Here is an 18,231-nt window from a genome sequence, read left to right as displayed (position 1 = left end):
TGTCTCACTTGATGGTTGATTCGGACTTAAATTTGATAACGAAAGGCTCGTTGAAGCTAGGCCTTTCTGATGAAGCTACTGCACTATCTATCGGAATCACTGCGTCAGAATTAAATAAGACAAAAAGTGATTCGGCCATTCTCCAACGAAAAGCTGTTCAAAAAACATTGCTTGAAGTTCAAGTCTATAAGGAAGTCTGTGCCTTGGTTGGTCATAGCGAAAAGTTAATGCAGCATTGGATGGTAACTCCTAATAAACATTTTAATTCTTCTATAAGCTACTTAGATAAGTTTATGCGTAAATAAGCACCAAGAGTGTTCTGATATGACCAGTACCGAAACAATTGAAGCTAAAATTACACGCCTGGCCAATACAAAACCGGCACCTATTCGTTTGGGTAAAGATCGTTTTGGAGGTTTCCACTGGATTTATTATTCTGGTATGGGAGGTTTTGACTTTAGAAGCGTCTCTGTGTACTGGTCAAGTCCAACCGGACACTTTCTTTAGAGAGTTTTCATAGTTAATTGGCGATAAATCACCGTTACTAGAATGCAGCCTTTCGAGGTTGTAATACTTCATGTAAGCTGCGACATCTTTTTTCATGTGTTCTCTGGTTGGTTGATGGACTTTTAAAATCCAGTCGTGCTTTAAACTACCAAAGAATCGCTCAACCACAGCATTGTCCCAACATGCGCCAACGTCACCCATGCTAGCCCCTCATATTGTAACTGGCCAGCAATTTTCGATAGTGATTGCTGGTATATTGAGAGCCGCGGTCACTATGAAATACGCAGCCTTTACTCGGCTGCCTCAAGTTATAGGCTTTCATTAACGCCTTGCTCACCAAGTCAGTCGTCATGCGTTTATCAATATGCCAGCCGACAATTCGTCTGGAATATAAATCCATGACAACCGCCAAGTACATCCAGCCTTCACCAGTCTTCAAATATGTCACATCACCGGCCCAAACTTCGTTCGGAGCAACTGGATTGAAGTTTTGATTAAGCAAGTTATCAGCAACCGAATCGCTGTGTTTTCTTTTCGTTGTTACCTTATAAGCCAATCTTTGCGTCACAAATAGAGACAGTTCTTTCATTAATCGACTGACTCGCCATTCGCCAATTTCAAAACCTTCCTGGCGAAGTTTTTTTGTCATTTCTCGACGCCCAAGACTCTGCCTACTCTGCTCAAATAAGCGTTTCATTCGATTCTTGATACGCCATTCATCCACATCAAATACGGGCTTTTCTCGATGCTTCCAGTCATAAAATGCTGATTTACTGACGTTTAGCAAGCGACAGAGCATTCTGACAGGATAGTGACAGGCTTCTGACTCAATAAACTCATACTTCACTTCATTTCTTTTGCAAAGTATTGGCTGGCTTTTTTTAAAATCTCTTTTTCCATACGCAATTCTTTATTTTCTTTTCGAAGACGTAATAGTTCGGCTCTTTCATCTTCCGAAATAGAGCTTTCGCCTGCATCTGATTCTAGCTTTTCTTTCCAGCGATATAGCATATTCGTCGTAATTCCTAACGATTCAGCTGCTTTTGACACCGAATATCCCTGCTCAGTAACCAGAGCTACCGCATCTTCTTTAAAGCTTTGATCAAACTGTCGTCTTGACCTATTCTTGCTCATCGGTACACCTCAATAAGTTAATCTAATTATCTCTTATTTAAGTGTCCGGTGTCATTAAACCACTACACTGATCTTGAAAACTCTCAAATCTTAAAAGGCTTAACAGATGAGACTTTGCGTGTTACTGACGAAGTTCAAGATGTACCAGTTTTATCTGAAAAGGACGAAATAAAGCTCGCTCTATTTGAGCTGATTCAACTAGCTTAATCTGAATTAGATAAAATAAGAAATATGAAAAAATCGTTAGCCCTCTCAGTATAATCCGTTAAAATATCATTATTACGGATTATTAAAGCCCCTATTTTGAGTCACAATCATGCCTAGATCAGGTCAAGCCCGAGTTCTCACTCCTGCCCAAAAGCGGCACCTGTTTGAGGTAATTCAACAGCACCGCCATCCTGAGAAAAACACTGCGATCATGCAAGTTAGCTTTAAGTTAGGACTTCGAGCTCAGGAAATTGCCCTACTTCAAGTTAAGGAAGTGGCTCAACTTTTAAATCGTGGCACTCAGTTCAAACTACTTGAAGTTCTTTCATTGCCAGCAGCCTATACCAAGGGTGCTGATGCGATGAAGCGATCGAAAACCCAGTATCAACGTAAGACGGTAAGCTTTCTCATTAATGAGTTTAATAAATTGAGGGTTGGCCGGGATTACGATCAAATGCAGCCACTTCGCTTGTAACTCATTAATTTAATTATATTTTTATTTTGTAGTTCATTGGCGCTACCTTGCGTTTTAGATCCAAGGTGTAATCCCCAAACCTGTTGATATGATTGGTACGGTACGGCGATAACCCAGCCAATATAGCATCCGTTATTTCATACCCTTCTTGTTTTAATTGATTCAGAATTTTGGTCATTTCATCGACGTTATACAGAATCACCAGGTTAGCGACCAGCTGATTGTATTTGATAATTTTCCGCTGTTCATACCTTAGATTTTCAGCAATCATGCCTTCACCACCAAAGAATAACCACTTAGTGAATCCATTGAATTCTTCACTTTTATTAGTTGCGGCGTTGATGGTATGCCGTAACTCAATATCACCAATGAATTTTAAGAGAAAATTCGTTCTCACTGCCCGCCCCAGTTCCCGGAAAGCAAAGTAAAGTTTGTTTTTACGACTGTAAGTACCGAGACGTTTTAAAATGGTTGAGGCTGTGATTTTTCCTGTTTTAATCGAGATCGCAACTCGCAACATGTCCGGCAAATGCTTTTTGATCAGCTCCCAATTTATCGCTTCACCGAACAGTGAATTGATGTGCTCGTACTTTACACCCTTTTCAGGCCGGTAAAAGATCAGCTTTTTGATGTCTCGTATTCTGGGCATTAAGTTGATTCCCAGTAGATAAGCCAGTCCAAATACCGGTGTACTTTGTGCCTGCGTATCACCATGAAGCGTATCGGGCTGAATATCGGACTCGTTCTTGAGTAAGCCGTCGAGAATATAGATCGCTTCATACACTCCACAGGGAATGAAATGACTGAACAATGCGATGTACTTATCTGAAACATGGTAATAGCCGAGTCCCCCATACCCTCCGTATCGAATATGGTATTCAGATATCAGGTTCTCCTCGTAAACGTTCCACATGGTTCCGTCCGCCGACGCACTGTTACCGGAACCCCAAAAACCTGGTAATTGAAATCGATTGTAGGCATTGATAACACTGACAAGCGCTTTTTCCAGTCGCTCTTCGGTAACATAATGTAGATTCAACCAGGCGACCTGTTTACGTGACAGCCCTTTTACTGAGCGAGCCGTTTGCGACGGTCCCAGGTTACAACCATAACAAAATAAGGTGGTTATGAATCGTTTTCTTGGATCGTCTAATTTACTGTCGAATCCAGAAATAGGCTTAAACATTTTGTACAAATCGAGCCATTTTTCAGAGTCCACGAGCACATCCATTATGCTCACTTTCTCCAGCCGTTCGGTGATGAGTTCATCCACTCGCTCGATGGCTTGTTTGTCGGTATTTTTTGAGTATTTGTGGACGACCAAACCCTTGTCGGTGAAGCTTGCGTATGCATTCTCCGGAAAACTTTCATCGATTAAGAGAGCAGTTTCTGTCAGCTCGGTCTTAAAGACATAAACGAATTCATCGGCATCGGTGGATAAACCCACCAGTTCGCCATAGTGTTCCACTTCCTTGTCATACGTTTCTGTATCAACCAGTTGTTCGCGATAGTCCATATGCGCGTCGCTGTCTTTGACAAACAAATCAGCCGACAGTAACTCATTCATCACTTGGGAAAAAATGGCAAGCTCCAGGTACTTTCGGTGGACCATCGAACGTGAAGAGCCTTCCTCCGGGAAACTAAACACCAGCTTGCGCCATTTTTCGGGAAGCCAGTTGAGGTTGATGCGATTTCTTAATCCTCCATCACTTAGGATCGAAACAAACTCTTTGTGGCTGCTACGATGCTCCTGCATCCACTCAATCGCCTTAATCATCGAATCGTCATTCGATGCGGATTGAACATTCAAAATATCCAGGCAGTTAAACAGCACTGGGCGCAATGATTGATACTGGGAGAGCATGAATGGATAGTAGTTATTGCCTGCATAGGCAAGGTGTTCTTCACACTGCGACAGAACTTGTTCCATTTTGCCATTGAATACGTGCTCAATATTATCAACCTTTTGACGATTCGACTGACCATCCTGATAAGCGTTGATCACATTCTTAAATTGACCAATCAGTTGATCGATTCTTTTGACTCGCTCCAGATGATACGCCTGAAGGCGCTGTTGCGCTTTGGTGTGCATCGAGCGAATTTTCTTAATTAAAATATCGGCAATGTCATCCATCGCCGCTTTAAATTGAGCATGGATAAAAACCACCATCAAACAATACCGTTTGCTGGCTTTTACTCGACTTAAATCACCGATATCCAATGAACGTGCTTCCAGCACAAAAAGCTGATATTTGGCCACAGGAATATCGTTGATGTCCGGTAAGTCGTCAATGAACGAATGAAGCCAGTGCAGGTGCTTTATGAATCGTTTGACTTCTTTTTGAGTGGGCGACTTGGGTTCACGTTTGAGCCGTTGCCAACCACTCTCGCTGGATGTTTTTTCCAATAACGTATCTAATTCACTTCTTACTTGGACAGTCAGCTTTTCGTAAATGGATTGATAACACTGATTGTTAATCTGACGCCTTGCTTGTTTGGCTGCTTTTAATAAGGTGGTAAATCCGGGTAATTCGAAGCGATGCCGCACCAATTCTTCAATCACGATATTCACTATATCTGCCAATTCATTCTTGGTTTTCGCTGCTTTTGTTGAGATTTGTTCAACTAAGGTTTTGGCGGTTTTATTAAACGGTAAAATATTAAGGTGCGATCGGATGATCTTCATGTGACGCTGTTTAGCGCCTGAACGATCGTATTGAGTGAGTTGGGAAAGCGTAATGCGTTTTAAGTTAATGCAGACTGCCAGGTGTTGAACTATGGCTTTGGGGATGCTTTTGACCGAAACAAAGTAGCCCAGGCGTTGAACGACTTTCAAGTTAATTAACAGACCCAACTTGCCCATCGTTTGATGGGCGTGGCGATTAATTAACTCAAGCTCTTCCGGGGTCGGTGTATAAACCTCTTTGATGTCTTTTTCGGAGAGGTTTAATTTAAATCTTGGGTAGGCGGTTTCATAGATGCTTGTCATTGCAATTTTTTATTCTTTTTAAGGTAATGCTGTTAGCACAACAGTCAGAGCAATTTTTTTGATATTTACTGATTTTTAGACAATTGCTTCAAAATTCCGCAATATTTTGCTTTATGAGTATTCGAACAAGTGTAGTGGTTTAATGACACCGGACACTTAAATAAGAGATAATTAGATTAACTTATTGAGGTGTACCGATGAGCAAGAATAGGTCAAGACGACAGTTTGATCAAAGCTTTAAAGAAGATGCGGTAGCTCTGGTTACTGAGCAGGGATATTCGGTGTCAAAAGCAGCTGAATCGTTAGGAATTACGACGAATATGCTATATCGCTGGAAAGAAAAGCTAGAATCAGATGCAGGCGAAAGCTCTATTTCGGAAGATGAAAGAGCCGAACTATTACGTCTTCGAAAAGAAAATAAAGAATTGCGTATGGAAAAAGAGATTTTAAAAAAAGCCAGCCAATACTTTGCAAAAGAAATGAAGTGAAGTATGAGTTTATTGAGTCAGAAGCCTGTCACTATCCTGTCAGAATGCTCTGTCGCTTGCTAAACGTCAGTAAATCAGCATTTTATGACTGGAAGCATCGAGAAAAGCCCGTATTTGATGTGGATGAATGGCGTATCAAGAATCGAATGAAACGCTTATTTGAGCAGAGTAGGCAGAGTCTTGGGCGTCGAGAAATGACAAAAAAACTTCGCCAGGAAGGTTTTGAAATTGGCGAATGGCGAGTCAGTCGATTAATGAAAGAACTGTCTCTATTTGTGACGCAAAGATTGGCTTATAAGGTAACAACGAAAAGAAAACACAGCGATTCGGTTGCTGATAACTTGCTTAATCAAAACTTCAATCCAGTTGCTCCGAACGAAGTTTGGGCCGGTGATGTGACATATTTGAAGACTGGTGAAGGCTGGATGTACTTGGCGGTTGTCATGGATTTATATTCCAGACGAATTGTCGGCTGGCATATTGATAAACGCATGACGACTGACTTGGTGAGCAAGGCGTTAATGAAAGCCTATAACTTGAGGCAGCCGAGTAAAGGCTGCGTATTTCATAGTGACCGCGGCTCTCAATATACCAGCAATCACTATCGAAAATTGCTGGCCAGTTACAATATGAGGGGCTAGCATGGGTGACGTTGGCGCATGTTGGGACAATGCTGTGGTTGAGCGATTCTTTGGTAGTTTAAAGCACGACTGGATTTTAAAAGTCCATCAACCAACCAGAGAACACATGAAAAAAGATGTCGCAGCTTACATGAAGTATTACAACCTCGAAAGGCTGCATTCTAGTAACGGTGATTTATCGCCAATTAACTATGAAAACTCTCTAAAGAAAGTGTCCGGTTGGACTTGACCAGTACAAAGTATCTCTTAGGTTTACTAGCTGTGATTTCAGTTGCTTAAACTCAGCAATTTTAGATTCCACTCGCTCCAGGTGTGTATCAATTATTCGATTTACGCTATCGCACTCAAGCTCAGGCTTGGCTTTGATTTTCATTAACAGACCTATCTCAGTCAGCGCTAAATCTAAGTCTCTACATCGTTTAATGAATTTAAGGTGCTCTAATGAGTCGCTCTTATACAGTCTAAAATTGCCCTTGCTGCGGCTAGGCGCGGGAAGCAAATGCAGCTTTTCATAGTAGCGAATGGTTTGAATGGAGCAGCCTGAACGTTCTGCCAGTTCACCAATTTTCATAAATGTACTCAAAAAACCTTGACTCTATAGTTACTATAGAGTTTATCCTTATGGATGTATAGGCTCAAGAGCCCGGTGATAGATAATCTAATAGTCATTTAAAGAGTGACATAAATTGAAACCATCGCGAATTTTGTTAGTCTATATTTCGCTAAATAATATGAATGATTACTAAGTATCAGTTGATGAGAAGACATAACTTTGCCTACATATTAATGCTTTTGGTTGCACTGCAATCGGTCGCTGGAGTATGGGATTCCCATCAATTTCATCAATCTGGCAGTGAACACCTTACTTTTGAGCACTCTCACGAACAATCCAACAACTCTTCACCCGATGAGCTGAAGGTGACAAGTAACCTGCAAGCCAAGTTAGATAAATTTGACTGTCATCACTGTTGTCATTGCCATGGCGTTGCACAAGTTTATCTTCCAAACGTCAATGAAAACTTATTTTCTTCCAGTTCGCGCGACAAAAAGTTCGGTTATCGAAACACTTATCTTTCTATCACTCCGTCACAAGATAACCCTCCCCCAATAAGCTAGACAGTAATTCTACTTTTACCAGGCCAAAGTGTTTTTCTTTGGACAGCTAGTCAGTTTATTCATGAGGTACTTTTATGAAGAAACCTATCGTTTCTCTATTTTTGCTCGCCTGTGCGGTAGGCAGTGCGTGGGCAAATGATGGTGGCACTGAAACTTTCAAGTCACCAAAACAGAGCCTGACATTAAAATCGGTTCTACAAAAAACGCTGGAGCAAAATCCTCAGCTACACCAATTTGATTTTCAACGGCAAACCTTGGAGTCACTTCGGGAGACCAGTCAGTTAAAGCCAGGGGTAGAGTTCGGTGTAGACCTTGAGAACATCGCTGGGAGCGGTAATGCTCAGGGCGAGAACAACGCTGAGATCACCGTCGCATTATCCTCAGTGATTGAGTTGGGCGATAAACGTCAATCACGATTATCAGTGATGGATGCGCGTTTGGAGCGTTTCAAGTTTGAGCAACAAGCGCAAACGCTTGATATTCTTGGTGAAGTGACAGTGAGGTTTATTCAAACTTTAGGGACTCAAGAGGAGCTTCGACTTTCTAAAGAAGCTATCAAGCTTGCGGAATCATTCTACAAGGTAGTAAAAAAGCGAGCTGAACGCGGCGCGGCTTCGGATGCCGAAGTCATGCGAGCCAAGGCTCAGCTGGTGCAGTCGCAGGTTCAAGAGCTCAGCTTGCAACAAAAGTTGCTACGCCAACAAGTGGCGCTCGCGCGTTTTTGGGGCGATACATCGCGCAAAGATTTTGAGCTTGAAGGTAACTTGTATGCGTTTGGTAGCGACCTTAGCTTTGATACGTTGTTTGAGAAAGTGAAGCGTTCTCCTTCTTTGCAAGTTTTTGCCAGTGAAATGCGGCTAAAACAAGCGGAAATCCGATTGGCGAAAACTGAGAATCAAGCCGATTTCTCTTGGCAATTGGGAGTAAAGCGCGCTCAGGACAGTAGGGATACATCACTGACAGCGGGATTCTCCATGCCTCTGTTCAGTGAGAGTAGGAATAAGAGCCGAGTTAACGCTGCATTGGCAGAAAGTAATTCCGTTGCCTATCGACGAACGGATCATTTACTTGCCTTACATGAACAAGTATTCAACGCCTTTTCCCAACGGCAGCAACACATCACGGTTTACCGGAAATTAAGTGAAGCTGTGATTCCTGTTCTCGAAAATGCACTGGCACTTACACGAGATGCTTATGAACGAGGCCGCTTAAAGTATCAAGACTTTATCGCGGCTCAACAGGAACTTCTTGCTGCAAAAAAACAACTTATCGAATCGGCGCGTTCTGCTTTGATCAATCAGGTGATCATCGAGCAACTCACAGCAGAGTCCATAGCTGACTATGGCTATTCGCGTAAAACACATCGATAAATCGACAGGATAATCATAATGAAACAACGCAATATTTTATGTCTGTTTTTGTCAGGCCTATTACTGTTTGTGTCGACGATTGTCATAGCTAGTGGGCAGCACGAGCATGATAAAGAGCGACAACACGACGACGATCAATCAACCCAAATTGACAAGGAAATGGCTTCAAACGTTGGTATTGAAACTGCGATAGCGTCTTCAAACATTGTAAACCGAAGCGTTATAGTTTACGGCAGTCTGGCAACCGGGCCTGAGCAGTTGAGCCATGTTCGTGCGCGCTATTCAGGGTTAATTAAATCCGTCAAGAAATCGATAGGAGATCGGGTCAATCGAGGCGATTTGTTGGCTAAGATCGAGTCTAACGAAAGCTTGAATAACTATACGGTGAAAGCGCCCATATCAGGAACGGTTATTCAGCGCCATGCCAATACCGGTGAAGTCACACAAGATCAAATACTGTTTTCTATCGCCAATTTCGAGACGCTATGGGCTGAATTTCGAATATATCCATCACAACAAACTAAGGTTCGTGACGGACAAGTTGTGTTGATTGAGGCAAATGGATTCGAATTGAACGGCACCATCTCCCATGTTATTCCTGTCTTAGACAAGCCATTTTTATTAGCGCGCGTAAAAATTAATAACCAATCAAGTAATCTGACGCCAGGTTTATTGGTTGAGGGACGTATTATTATCGAGCAATTTCAAGCGGAACTAACGGTTGAGAAACAAGCGCTTCAAACCCTGGGCGGTAAAATAGGTGTTTTTACTAAAGCTGGGGATGAATATCACTTTGTACCTCTCATGCTTGGACGCAGTGACAATCATTTCGTCGAAGTGCTGTCAGGTGTGTCAGAGGGGCAGGAATACGTCAGCACCAACAGTTACCTAATAAAAGCCGACATCGAAAAATCCGAAGCGGAACATGAACATTAGGAGGCGCTCATGATTGATTCTATTTTGCGCCTGTCGATTTCACGGCGCTACCTTATATTAAGTTTCGTCCTCGTCATAATTGGTATTGGAAGCTGGAGTTACCAACACCTACCTATTGATGCGGTGCCAGACATTACCAACGTACAAGTTCAAATTAATACCGAAGCTCCGGGCTATTCACCACTTGAAGCTGAGCAACGGATCACTTATCCCGTCGAGACAGCACTATATGGTTTACCGAAACTGTCGTATACGCGCTCACTTTCTCGCTATGGGCTTTCTCAAGTCACGGTTGTGTTTGAAGAAGGTACTGATATCTATTTTGCTCGTAATTTGATAAATGCTCGGCTCGGTTCGATTAAAAGCGTATTACCCTCCGGTATTGAGCCCGAAATGGGACCCATTTCGACCGGGTTAGGTGAAATCTTTATGTATACGGTTCGAGCAGAGTCCGATGCAAAGCAAAACGATGGCACGCCCTATAACGCGACCGCTCTCCGCGAAATTCAGGACTGGATCATCAAGCCGCAGCTGGCTCAGGTGAAAGGCGTTATCGAGGTAAATAGTATTGGTGGTTACAACAAGCAATATCATGTGCTGCCTGATCCAAAAAAGTTACTTTACTACCGCATCAGCATTGAAGAGTTAGTGCAGGCTTTGCGTGCCAACAATGATAATCGAGGTGCAGGCTATATCGAGCGTAATGGCCAGCAGCTTTTGGTCCGTTCTCCGGGGCAATTAGCCACTATCGAAGATATCGGAAATGTCATCATTACAGAGCACGATAATATTCCAATTAAAGTCATCGACGTTGCTGATATTGCTATTGGTAAAGAATTGCGCACTGGAGCGGCAACTCAAGATGGCCAGGAAACTGTGCTGGGAACGGCGATGATGTTGATCGGTGAGAACTCTCGAACTGTCGCGCGTGAAGTCTCGGAAAAACTCGAATCTATACAGGCGTCATTACCAAGAGGGGTGGTTGCCGAAGCGGTATATGATCGAACCACACTGGTCGATAAGGCCGTTGCAACGGTTACTAAAAACCTGCTCGAAGGCGCACTACTGGTTATTGTCGTTCTCTTCGTCCTACTCGGCAATATTCGAGCCGCATTAATAACCGCTGCCGTGATCCCACTTTCCATGTTGATGACCATCACAGGTATGGTTCGAACCGGTGTGTCGGCGAATTTAATGAGTTTAGGTGCGCTGGACTTCGGTTTGATAGTCGATGGCGCGGTCATCATCGTCGAAAATGCAGTCAGGCGATTAGGACAAGCGCAACATAATGGAGGTGTACAATCTTTAAAAGAGCGGTTGCATACGGTATACGAAGCCACTACCGAGGTCATTCGTCCGAGTTTGTTCGGTGTTGCAATTATTACGGTTGTGTACATTCCTATTTTCACTTTAACGGGTGTGGAAGGGAAAATGTTTCACCCTATGGCTGCTACGGTAGTCATGGCACTTCTATCTGCCATGCTTTTATCTCTCACCGTAGTACCAGCTGCCGTTGCCATTTTTATGCGCGGTAAAATTAATGAAAAAGAAAGTGCCGTGATCAGACACACCAAATCGATTTACCAACCGTTACTCACAATGGCATTAAGATTTCGCTGGTTGGTAATTAGTTCGGCGACGGCCTTGGTCGCTGCATGTCTATGGTTGGCTTCCACATTAGGATCCGAGTTCGTTCCTCAATTAAACGAAGGTGATATCGCGCTTCACGCCATGCGTATTCCGGGGACCGGTCTCGAACAGGCGGTCGAAATGCAAGAAGTCTTGGAGAAGAAAATAAAAGCCTTTCCAGAAGTAGACAAAGTATTTGCTCGCATTGGAACGCCGGAAGTAGCGACGGATCCGATGCCGCCGAATGTTGCTGATAACTTTGTTATTTTGAAACCTAGAAGTGATTGGCCAGATCCTGATAAAACCAAAGCGGAGTTGGTTGAAGAAATGGAGCAAGCTCTTGAAGAACTTCCTGGTAATAACTATGAGTTTACTCAACCCATTCAAATGCGTTTTAACGAATTGATTTCCGGCGTTCGAGCTGATCTCGGGATCAAAGTCTTTGGCGATGATTTGGATCAATTGGTGAGTACAGCGAACGATATTTTACGTTCAGTGAACTCCGTTGCTGGAGCAGCTGACGCTCGGGTTGAGCAAGTGACGGGTTTACCAACACTGTCGGTTATTCCCAACCGGACGGCACTTGGCCGGTACGGACTGAATGTCGCAGAACTTCAAGACTGGGTTTCGGCAGCCATTGGAGGTGAATCCGCTGGGATCCTCTATGAAGGCGATCGTCGTTTTGAGTTGGTTGTACGATTACCTGAGACTCTACGACGGGATGTTGAGAGATTGTCTTTTTTACCGGTGCCGTTGCCTAACGGTGACTATGTACCCTTACAGGAAATCGCTACGTTAGACATTTCTCCAGCACCTGCGCAAATCAGTCGAGAGAATGGAAAGCGTCGTGTGGTGGTAACGGCGAATGTACGTGGTCGTGATTTGGGTAGTTTCGTCGAAGAAGTGAAACAGCAAATCCAAAATGACGTACAAATACCCGCAGGTTATTGGCTAGATTTTGGCGGTACCTTTGAGCAATTGGAGTCCGCCAGCCAAAGGCTTATTATTGTTGTGCCGATTACTTTGTTGATTATTCTGGGGCTCTTGGTGATGGCCTTTGCGTCATTTAAAGATGCACTCATTATTTTCAGCGGCGTACCGCTGGCCTTAACCGGAGGTGTACTTTCTCTTTATTTGCGAGATATGCCACTGTCCATATCCGCTGGTATTGGATTTATTGCGTTATCCGGCGTTGCAGTACTCAACGGCCTTGTGATGGTCTCCTTTATAAAAGATTTATGGCACGCAAAAGGCGACTTAGCAAATGCCGTTATCGAAGGCGCCTTGACGCGCTTGCGACCTGTTCTAATGACAGCATTGGTGGCCAGTTTAGGGTTTGTGCCGATGGCTTTAAACACAGGCACGGGTGCTGAAGTGCAACGCCCCCTCGCTACTGTGGTTATAGGTGGTATCATTTCTTCGACACTGTTAACACTTTTTGTGCTGCCTGTGTTGTACCAAATGATTCATCAAGGACGTCGAGACAGTTAGTAAGTAGTTTTGCGGGCAGAAGTTTAATTCTGCCCGTACTTCACTTTAAAATTAATTTGATGAAATAATTTAGCGGAACGAATAATAAGAGTAAGTTTCTATGACTAGTTATCGAAGAAATATTGGTCCCTTTGTAGAGAGGGAAATTGCTAAATCATTGGAGGCGCAAAAAAAAGGGCATTTTGACAAAGCGTTTTCCTTTCTTGAAAATGCTCATGTATTGGGCCAACCTTCAACCTATTGGCATATCAAGGTTCATTATCTAATGTTAGTGTGGGGTATCAAACAAAAAGATTTTCGAGAAGTTTGGGGGCAGGTAATTCGACTTATAGGCGCAGCTCTCTTAACTGCTGTTAAAGGAGTTCCAGAAGGTAACACGGGCGGAAGTAATGTTAGTCCGCTCAAACCTATGAGAATCGATCCCAATCTCGCAAACATTATCCAAAAAGCAAAAAATGATAAAGATTAGCTCGTTATAGCTCTGTAAGTAAAAAGCGCTTACTTTAACTAATTCGCTTGTATCTAATTAAATTTAATAAAAAATCCTGACATTAAAATATCTCTAATATTTTAATTACGACGCACTTAAAAATAAGTTCGAACTTGCATTGCTTTCAATGTAACGCATTGCTGACTTTAGGTCTTTCCAACCTACATATTCCATAAGTTCTTTTGTGTTCCAGTCGTTAGATGCAGCCCAAGAAGCAAAACCACGTCTTAATGAATGTGATGAGTAAGATTCTGGCTCTAATAACTGTGCGTCCTTGAAAGCTTTGCGGATGATTGGTATCACACTGTTAGGATGTAGTGCATCTTGCTTTAAACTTCCCCAACGAGTCACTCCCACAAAGATAGGCCCTTTGCTCAAACCAGAAACTTGCCTCCAGTCTTCGAAGGCATTTACCGGACAAAGCTTCTGTAAGGCTGGTGTAAAATAATATCGACCTAGTGTGTGCCGGTCACCTTTCGAACGCGGCAGAAAGAGTTTCATCCCGTGATTCGCAGTTTCAATATTTTCAAAGTGTAAACGACAGAGTTCATCGCTACGAAATCCTCTCCAAAAACCAATTAGCAATAAAGCCCTGTCTCGATAGGCTCTCAATAAATCTTTTGGGTCAGCTGAAATGTGACTTTCTAAATGCGCGATGACTTGCTCCAACGCTTCCAGGTGTAGCGGACGAGCTTGCTTTGATTGTGTTGGGTGCAGCTCACGAATCCCTTTGAGTACCTTTTTGACCAACGGAGTCTTGCTCGGATCAGGAAGTCCCTGATCTTGGTGCCACTGGCCGATGGCCACAGTTCGTTGTTTGAGTGTGTTATAGCTTAGCGATTCGGCATAATGCGCTAGATAATCAGCCAATCCGTTTGCGGTTGTTGGTAAAAGTCCGCCCCAAGTCACTTCGAAATGCTCGATCGCACTTTGATAACTGCGGCGCGTGTTCTCTCGGGTCGCTGCGCTAATGTACTTATTAATGTTGTTGGTGCCGGCCATTTAAATGTCCTGAGTAAATCCGCTTTTCGTACCAATTTGGTTTCGATTATACCCAAATATCTACCTAACATGTGATAATTATCTATTATTCAATGTCAGATTTATGTTGTCTTTGTACATCAAACAATGCGAATATAGTATGGATATACATATTACGTATTACAGTATCAAATAATCACAGAGGCTCCTATGGCACGTTCTGGTATAACAAAACATGATGTTGAGAAAGCTCGTCAAACCCTTATGAGTAAAGGGCTTAACCCATCCATAGATGCCATACGAGTAGAGCTGGGTAATACAGGTTCGAAGACCACCATATCCAGGTATCTGAAAGATATTGAATCAGAAGATAGTGTACGACTCGATGATGAAGCTCTGCTCAGTAGTGGCATCAAAGAGCTGATCGCAAAACTCGCGGCCAAGTTGCACCAGGAAGCCCATGACATTGTTAAGCAGTCAGAATCGACACACAAAGCGACCGTAGACGAACTCAAGGTTTCAAATCGAGAGTTAATGGAAACTGAGAAAGTTAAATCGCAGAAACTTGAGTCCGCGAAAAGTGAAATTGAAATACTAAAGAGCGAAATCACCAAGTCGAAAGAACACGCTACAGAAGTAGAATCAAAGCTCCTGAATGAACAATCTGAAACTCAAAAATTACAAGCTGTCCTTGCAGAAAAAGACAGTCAAATAGTCACTTTAAAAGACAATCACCAACATGCGCGGGACAGCTTGGTACACTATCGGGAGTCGGTGAAAGTGCAGAGGGAACAGGAGCAACGTCAACACGAACAGCAGATCCAACAACTTCAAAGTGAACTGCGTCAGCTAAATCAAACGTTAGTGATAAAACAAACCGACATTACTCAACTTAATAAAGATAACAGTCGATTAGTCACCGAATTAAGAGCCGTACAAAAGGATAATCACAAGCTTGAAGACAAGGTAAAAGAACTCTGCAAAATAACAGATAATCTAAAGCAAGAACTGAATCAAACACTGTTAAAACTGGAACGTACTGAAAATGAAAAAGCTGAGACTGCGAAATTAAGGACTACGTTAGATCAAAAGCTCGTATTGGAATCCAAAAAGATCCGTGATTTAGAGCTTGAAAATACTAAACTGGAAACAGAGCTTCGCTTGTTAAAGGATTCGGCTAAATCCGGCAAATCCTGAAGATAAAAAAGAACTGTAATTCAATCAGTTACAAGCGAAGTGGCTGCATTTGATCGTAATCCCGGCCAACCCTCAAATTGGTGCGCCAGATAGAGAAATTGGCTAAAGCTGGTGCGGAAATCGATCCGAAAGAGTTCTATCCGGACGTTAAAAAGCACAAAGGAAAGTCACGAGACTTACCTTTGGTGGATGTTGAGCTTCGAAAAGCACTCGAGGAATATTTGACTTTTCGATTGGAGAAGGAGCATTCTCTCTCCCCTTCCTCACCTCTTTTTATCACTCAGAAAGGTGGACCGTATTCTCCAAATACACTTCAAGAGCATATGGCTTTGATGCTTCGTTACTGGGCTGGTATAGAAAAAGCAAGCTCGCACAGTGGTCGCCGAACCGTGATTACCGATGTGATACACAAACAGAAGAGATCGGTAAAGGTCGCTCAAAAGATTGCTGGTCATGTAAACCCTTCAACTACGCTTATCTACGAAGAACCACCCGAGGAAGAAATTGGGGATGCTCTGAGAAAACTAGGGTAAGCCCGTTACTATTGATAAGCTGGAATCAGATGTCGTAGCTGATATTCGATCGTCAATAAAGTTCATTCATTTTGTCCGCTATTTGCCTTAGAAGTAAGGTGTACTAGCTCAGACTTAATCTGACAGTTACCCGTTTTTCAATTGGTGTCTGTCAGTTTAGATTTGAGCTAGATTTTTGTCAGCCCAAATTCTCTTACCATCAATTAATGTTTCATTGGGCGTTCGTCCACAACACATTTTTCCTTGATGGGTGCGTTCATTATTGTAGTAAACTATCCATTCGTCCAGATCCTTTTGAAGCTCATCCAGTGAACTGTATAATTTCTTCCGAAATGTAACCTGGTAGAACTCGTTCAATATCGTTTTATGGAATCGTTCGCAGATACCATTGGTTTGCGGTGACATTGCTTTAGTCTTTGTATGCTCGATGTCATTGATTGCTAAATACAGCTGATAGTCGTGATGTTCAACTTTTCCACAATACTCAGTGCCGCGATCCGTTAATACTCGCAACATGGGTAACTCATGTTGCTGGAAGTAAGGTAGCACTTTGTCATTAAGTATGTCGGCTGCGGTAATAGGTGTTTTTGTGGTGTAGAGTTTGGCAAAGGCAACTTTGCTGTAAGTGTCGATGAAGGTTTGTTGGTAAATTCGTCCAACGCCCTTTAGGTTACCGACATAAAAGGTATCTTGTGAGCCTAAGAGACTGTAAATAACTCTGTGTAACTGTCTATTATTAACCTATTGAATAGGAGATGATAGACCTATGGACAAGAAAGAGGTTGAAGCCTGGGCTCGTAAAGCAGCCAAAGGCATAAAGACTGAAGAAGAGTTAAATGACTTTCGTCAGATGCTGACGAAGGTCACTGTCGAAACCGCTTTGAATGCAGAGCTTGATGAGCATCTGGGCTATGAAAGACACGCTCAGTCAGATTCTGATAATTATCGGAACGGCTATACACCGAAAACGCTTCTTACCGAAGATGGCCCACTCTCAATTGAAACGCCACGAGACCGGCAAGGCACATTCGAACCCCAGTTAGTCAAGAAGCAGCAAACTCGCTTCACTACGATGGACGAGAAAATCCTGAGCCTTTACGCCAAAGGGATGACGACTCGAGAAATCGTAGCCACGTTCAAAGACATGTATGATGCCGACGTCTCGCCCACATTGATTTCAAAAGTCACCAATGCAGTTATTGAGCAAGTCATTGAATGGCAGTCACGCCCACTAGATTCAATTTACCCCATCGTTTATCTGGACTGTATCGTGCTAAAAATTCGGCAAGATAAACAAGTCATCAACAAGTGCGTTTACTTGGCGCTAGGCGTCACTATGGAAGGCCAAAAAGAGCTTTTAGGCTTGTGGTTATCAGAAAACGAGGGGGCTAAATTCTGGCTCAACGTTTTAACTGAGCTTCAAAATCGAGGAGTTAAAGATATTCTCATTGCTTGTGTTGACGGTTTAAAAGGGTTTCCTGACGCTATCAACTCGGCTTATCCCGAAACGCAAGTACAGCTTTGTATAGTGCACATGATTCGAAACTCCGTTCGCTATGTTCCCTGGAAAGACTACAAGGCCGTGACAGCGGATTTAAAGCGCATTTATCAGTCAGCCACTGAAGAAGATGCGCTGCTTGCGTTAGAGCAATTCTCTGAGCGTTGGGACGATAAGTATCCGCAAATCAGTCGCTCCTGGAAAACTCATTGGCACAATCTAAATACGTTATTTAATTATCCGCCTGAAATACGCAAAGCCATTTATACGACCAATGCCATTGAGTCGCTCAACAGTGTGATTCGAAAGTCGATTAAGAAGCGAAAGCTCTTTCCATCAGATGACTCCGCCAAAAAAGTGGTTTATCTAGCGATTATGGACGCTTCGAAAAAATGGACTATGCCTATTAGAAATTGGAAAGCGGCCTTAAATCATTTTATGATTGTATTTGATGGCCGCTTAGATGACTATGTTTGAACTGGCAGTTACACAGAATAATTTACAGGGTCTTTGTCTGAGTTCAGACTAATCCACTTTATAGTTGAAGCC

13 protein-coding genes and 3 pseudogenes are annotated in these 18,231 nt (G+C 42.9%); 11 read left to right on the top strand and 5 right to left on the bottom strand.

Annotated elements, in window-relative coordinates:
• The first annotated feature begins 8 nt into the window (after positions 1–8).
• A complete protein-coding gene (locus Q9312_RS02965) occupies positions 9–305 on the top strand; it encodes a hypothetical protein (protein ID WP_309203050.1) in 297 nt (98 codons plus the stop codon).
• 175 nt (positions 306–480) lie between these two features.
• Here Q9312_RS02965 and Q9312_RS02960 read toward each other — a convergent pair.
• Positions 481–1,641: pseudogene (locus tag Q9312_RS02960) on the bottom strand (IS3 family transposase).
• Positions 1,642–1,957: 316 nt separating this feature from the next.
• Between Q9312_RS02960 and Q9312_RS02955 the strand changes: the two are divergent.
• Entirely contained in the window at positions 1,958–2,323 is a 366-nt protein-coding gene (locus tag Q9312_RS02955; RefSeq protein WP_309203049.1) for a hypothetical protein, read from the top strand.
• A gap of 13 nt (positions 2,324–2,336) precedes the next feature.
• On the opposite strand, the gene Q9312_RS02950 is transcribed toward Q9312_RS02955, so the two are convergent.
• Positions 2,337–5,312 carry a Tn3 family transposase gene (locus tag Q9312_RS02950; RefSeq protein WP_309203048.1) on the bottom strand — a complete coding sequence of 992 codons (2,976 nt, stop codon included), beginning with the start codon at positions 5,310–5,312 and terminating at the stop codon, positions 2,337–2,339.
• A gap of 197 nt (positions 5,313–5,509) precedes the next feature.
• On the opposite strand from Q9312_RS02950, the pseudogene Q9312_RS02945 reads away from it, so the two are divergent.
• A pseudogene (locus Q9312_RS02945) lies at positions 5,510–6,670 on the top strand (IS3 family transposase).
• Here Q9312_RS02945 and Q9312_RS02940 read toward each other — a convergent pair.
• Entirely contained in the window at positions 6,644–7,012 is a 369-nt protein-coding gene (locus Q9312_RS02940) for a MerR family transcriptional regulator (RefSeq protein WP_309203047.1), read from the bottom strand. The pseudogene Q9312_RS02945 and the gene Q9312_RS02940 overlap by 27 nt on opposite strands.
• A 185-nt stretch (positions 7,013–7,197) precedes the next feature.
• Here Q9312_RS02940 and Q9312_RS02935 point away from each other — a divergent pair, with 185 nt between their 5' ends.
• The 5 genes from Q9312_RS02935 to Q9312_RS02915 all read left to right on the top strand — a co-directional run bounded on the left by Q9312_RS02935 (position 7,198) and on the right by Q9312_RS02915 (position 13,452).
• Positions 7,198–7,557 (top strand): hypothetical protein, encoded by a 360-nt coding sequence (locus Q9312_RS02935; RefSeq protein ID WP_309203046.1) that lies wholly within the window; start codon positions 7,198–7,200, stop codon positions 7,555–7,557.
• A gap of 74 nt (positions 7,558–7,631) precedes the next feature.
• A complete protein-coding gene (locus tag Q9312_RS02930; RefSeq protein WP_309203045.1) occupies positions 7,632–8,927 on the top strand; it encodes a TolC family protein in 1,296 nt (431 codons plus the stop codon).
• An 18-nt stretch (positions 8,928–8,945) separates the two neighbouring features.
• Positions 8,946–9,863 (top strand): efflux RND transporter periplasmic adaptor subunit, encoded by a 918-nt coding sequence (locus Q9312_RS02925; RefSeq protein ID WP_309203044.1) that lies wholly within the window; start codon positions 8,946–8,948, stop codon positions 9,861–9,863.
• A 9-nt stretch (positions 9,864–9,872) separates the two neighbouring features.
• Positions 9,873–12,983, top strand: coding sequence for an efflux RND transporter permease subunit (locus Q9312_RS02920; RefSeq protein WP_309203042.1), 3,111 nt, complete (start codon positions 9,873–9,875; stop codon positions 12,981–12,983).
• Between the two features lie 100 nt (positions 12,984–13,083).
• Positions 13,084–13,452 carry a DUF3703 domain-containing protein gene (locus tag Q9312_RS02915; RefSeq protein ID WP_309203041.1) on the top strand — a complete coding sequence of 123 codons (369 nt, stop codon included), beginning with the start codon at positions 13,084–13,086 and terminating at the stop codon, positions 13,450–13,452.
• 105 nt (positions 13,453–13,557) lie between these two features.
• Here Q9312_RS02915 and Q9312_RS02910 read toward each other — a convergent pair whose 3' ends face one another.
• Entirely contained in the window at positions 13,558–14,475 is a 918-nt protein-coding gene (locus Q9312_RS02910; RefSeq protein WP_309203040.1) for a site-specific integrase, read from the bottom strand.
• A 189-nt stretch (positions 14,476–14,664) separates the two neighbouring features.
• Between Q9312_RS02910 and Q9312_RS02905 the strand changes: the two genes are divergently transcribed.
• Positions 14,665–15,651: a DNA-binding protein gene (locus tag Q9312_RS02905; RefSeq protein ID WP_309203038.1), complete on the top strand. Its 987-nt coding sequence runs from the start codon at positions 14,665–14,667 to the stop codon at positions 15,649–15,651.
• Positions 15,652–15,749: 98 nt separating this feature from the next.
• On the top strand, positions 15,750–16,184 hold the full coding sequence (locus Q9312_RS02900) for a tyrosine-type recombinase/integrase (RefSeq protein ID WP_309203037.1): 435 nt from the start codon (positions 15,750–15,752) through the stop codon (positions 16,182–16,184).
• A 156-nt stretch (positions 16,185–16,340) separates the two neighbouring features.
• On the opposite strand, the pseudogene Q9312_RS02895 reads toward Q9312_RS02900, so the two are convergent.
• Positions 16,341–16,886, bottom strand: a pseudogene (locus Q9312_RS02895) (integrase core domain-containing protein); the annotation flags it as partial.
• Positions 16,887–16,950: 64 nt separating this feature from the next.
• Between Q9312_RS02895 and Q9312_RS02890 the strand changes: the two are divergent.
• Positions 16,951–18,159, top strand: coding sequence for an IS256 family transposase (locus Q9312_RS02890; protein ID WP_309203027.1), 1,209 nt, complete (start codon positions 16,951–16,953; stop codon positions 18,157–18,159).
• The last annotated feature ends 72 nt before the right edge of the window (positions 18,160–18,231 follow it).

This window comes from Pleionea litopenaei, assembly GCF_031198435.1.
GTDB lineage: Bacteria > Pseudomonadota > Gammaproteobacteria > Enterobacterales > Kangiellaceae > Pleionea > Pleionea litopenaei.
Note: the sequence above shows the minus strand (reverse complement) of the source record. Positions and strands in the feature narration are given on the sequence as shown.

Coding starts and splice junctions, on each gene's coding strand:
- Q9312_RS02955 (WP_309203049.1), top strand. CDS start 1,958: ATGCCTAGATCAGGTCAAGCCCGAGTTCTCACTCCTGCCCAAAAGCGG.
- Q9312_RS02905 (WP_309203038.1), top strand. CDS start 14,665: ATGGCACGTTCTGGTATAACAAAACATGATGTTGAGAAAGCTCGTCAA.
- Q9312_RS02950 (WP_309203048.1), bottom strand. CDS start 5,312: ATGACAAGCATCTATGAAACCGCCTACCCAAGATTTAAATTAAACCTC.
- Q9312_RS02915 (WP_309203041.1), top strand. CDS start 13,084: ATGACTAGTTATCGAAGAAATATTGGTCCCTTTGTAGAGAGGGAAATT.
- Q9312_RS02935 (WP_309203046.1), top strand. CDS start 7,198: ATGAGAAGACATAACTTTGCCTACATATTAATGCTTTTGGTTGCACTG.
- Q9312_RS02930 (WP_309203045.1), top strand. CDS start 7,632: ATGAAGAAACCTATCGTTTCTCTATTTTTGCTCGCCTGTGCGGTAGGC.
- Q9312_RS02890 (WP_309203027.1), top strand. CDS start 16,951: ATGGACAAGAAAGAGGTTGAAGCCTGGGCTCGTAAAGCAGCCAAAGGC.
- Q9312_RS02925 (WP_309203044.1), top strand. CDS start 8,946: ATGAAACAACGCAATATTTTATGTCTGTTTTTGTCAGGCCTATTACTG.
- Q9312_RS02920 (WP_309203042.1), top strand. CDS start 9,873: ATGATTGATTCTATTTTGCGCCTGTCGATTTCACGGCGCTACCTTATA.
- Q9312_RS02910 (WP_309203040.1), bottom strand. CDS start 14,475: ATGGCCGGCACCAACAACATTAATAAGTACATTAGCGCAGCGACCCGA.
- Q9312_RS02940 (WP_309203047.1), bottom strand. CDS start 7,012: ATGAAAATTGGTGAACTGGCAGAACGTTCAGGCTGCTCCATTCAAACC.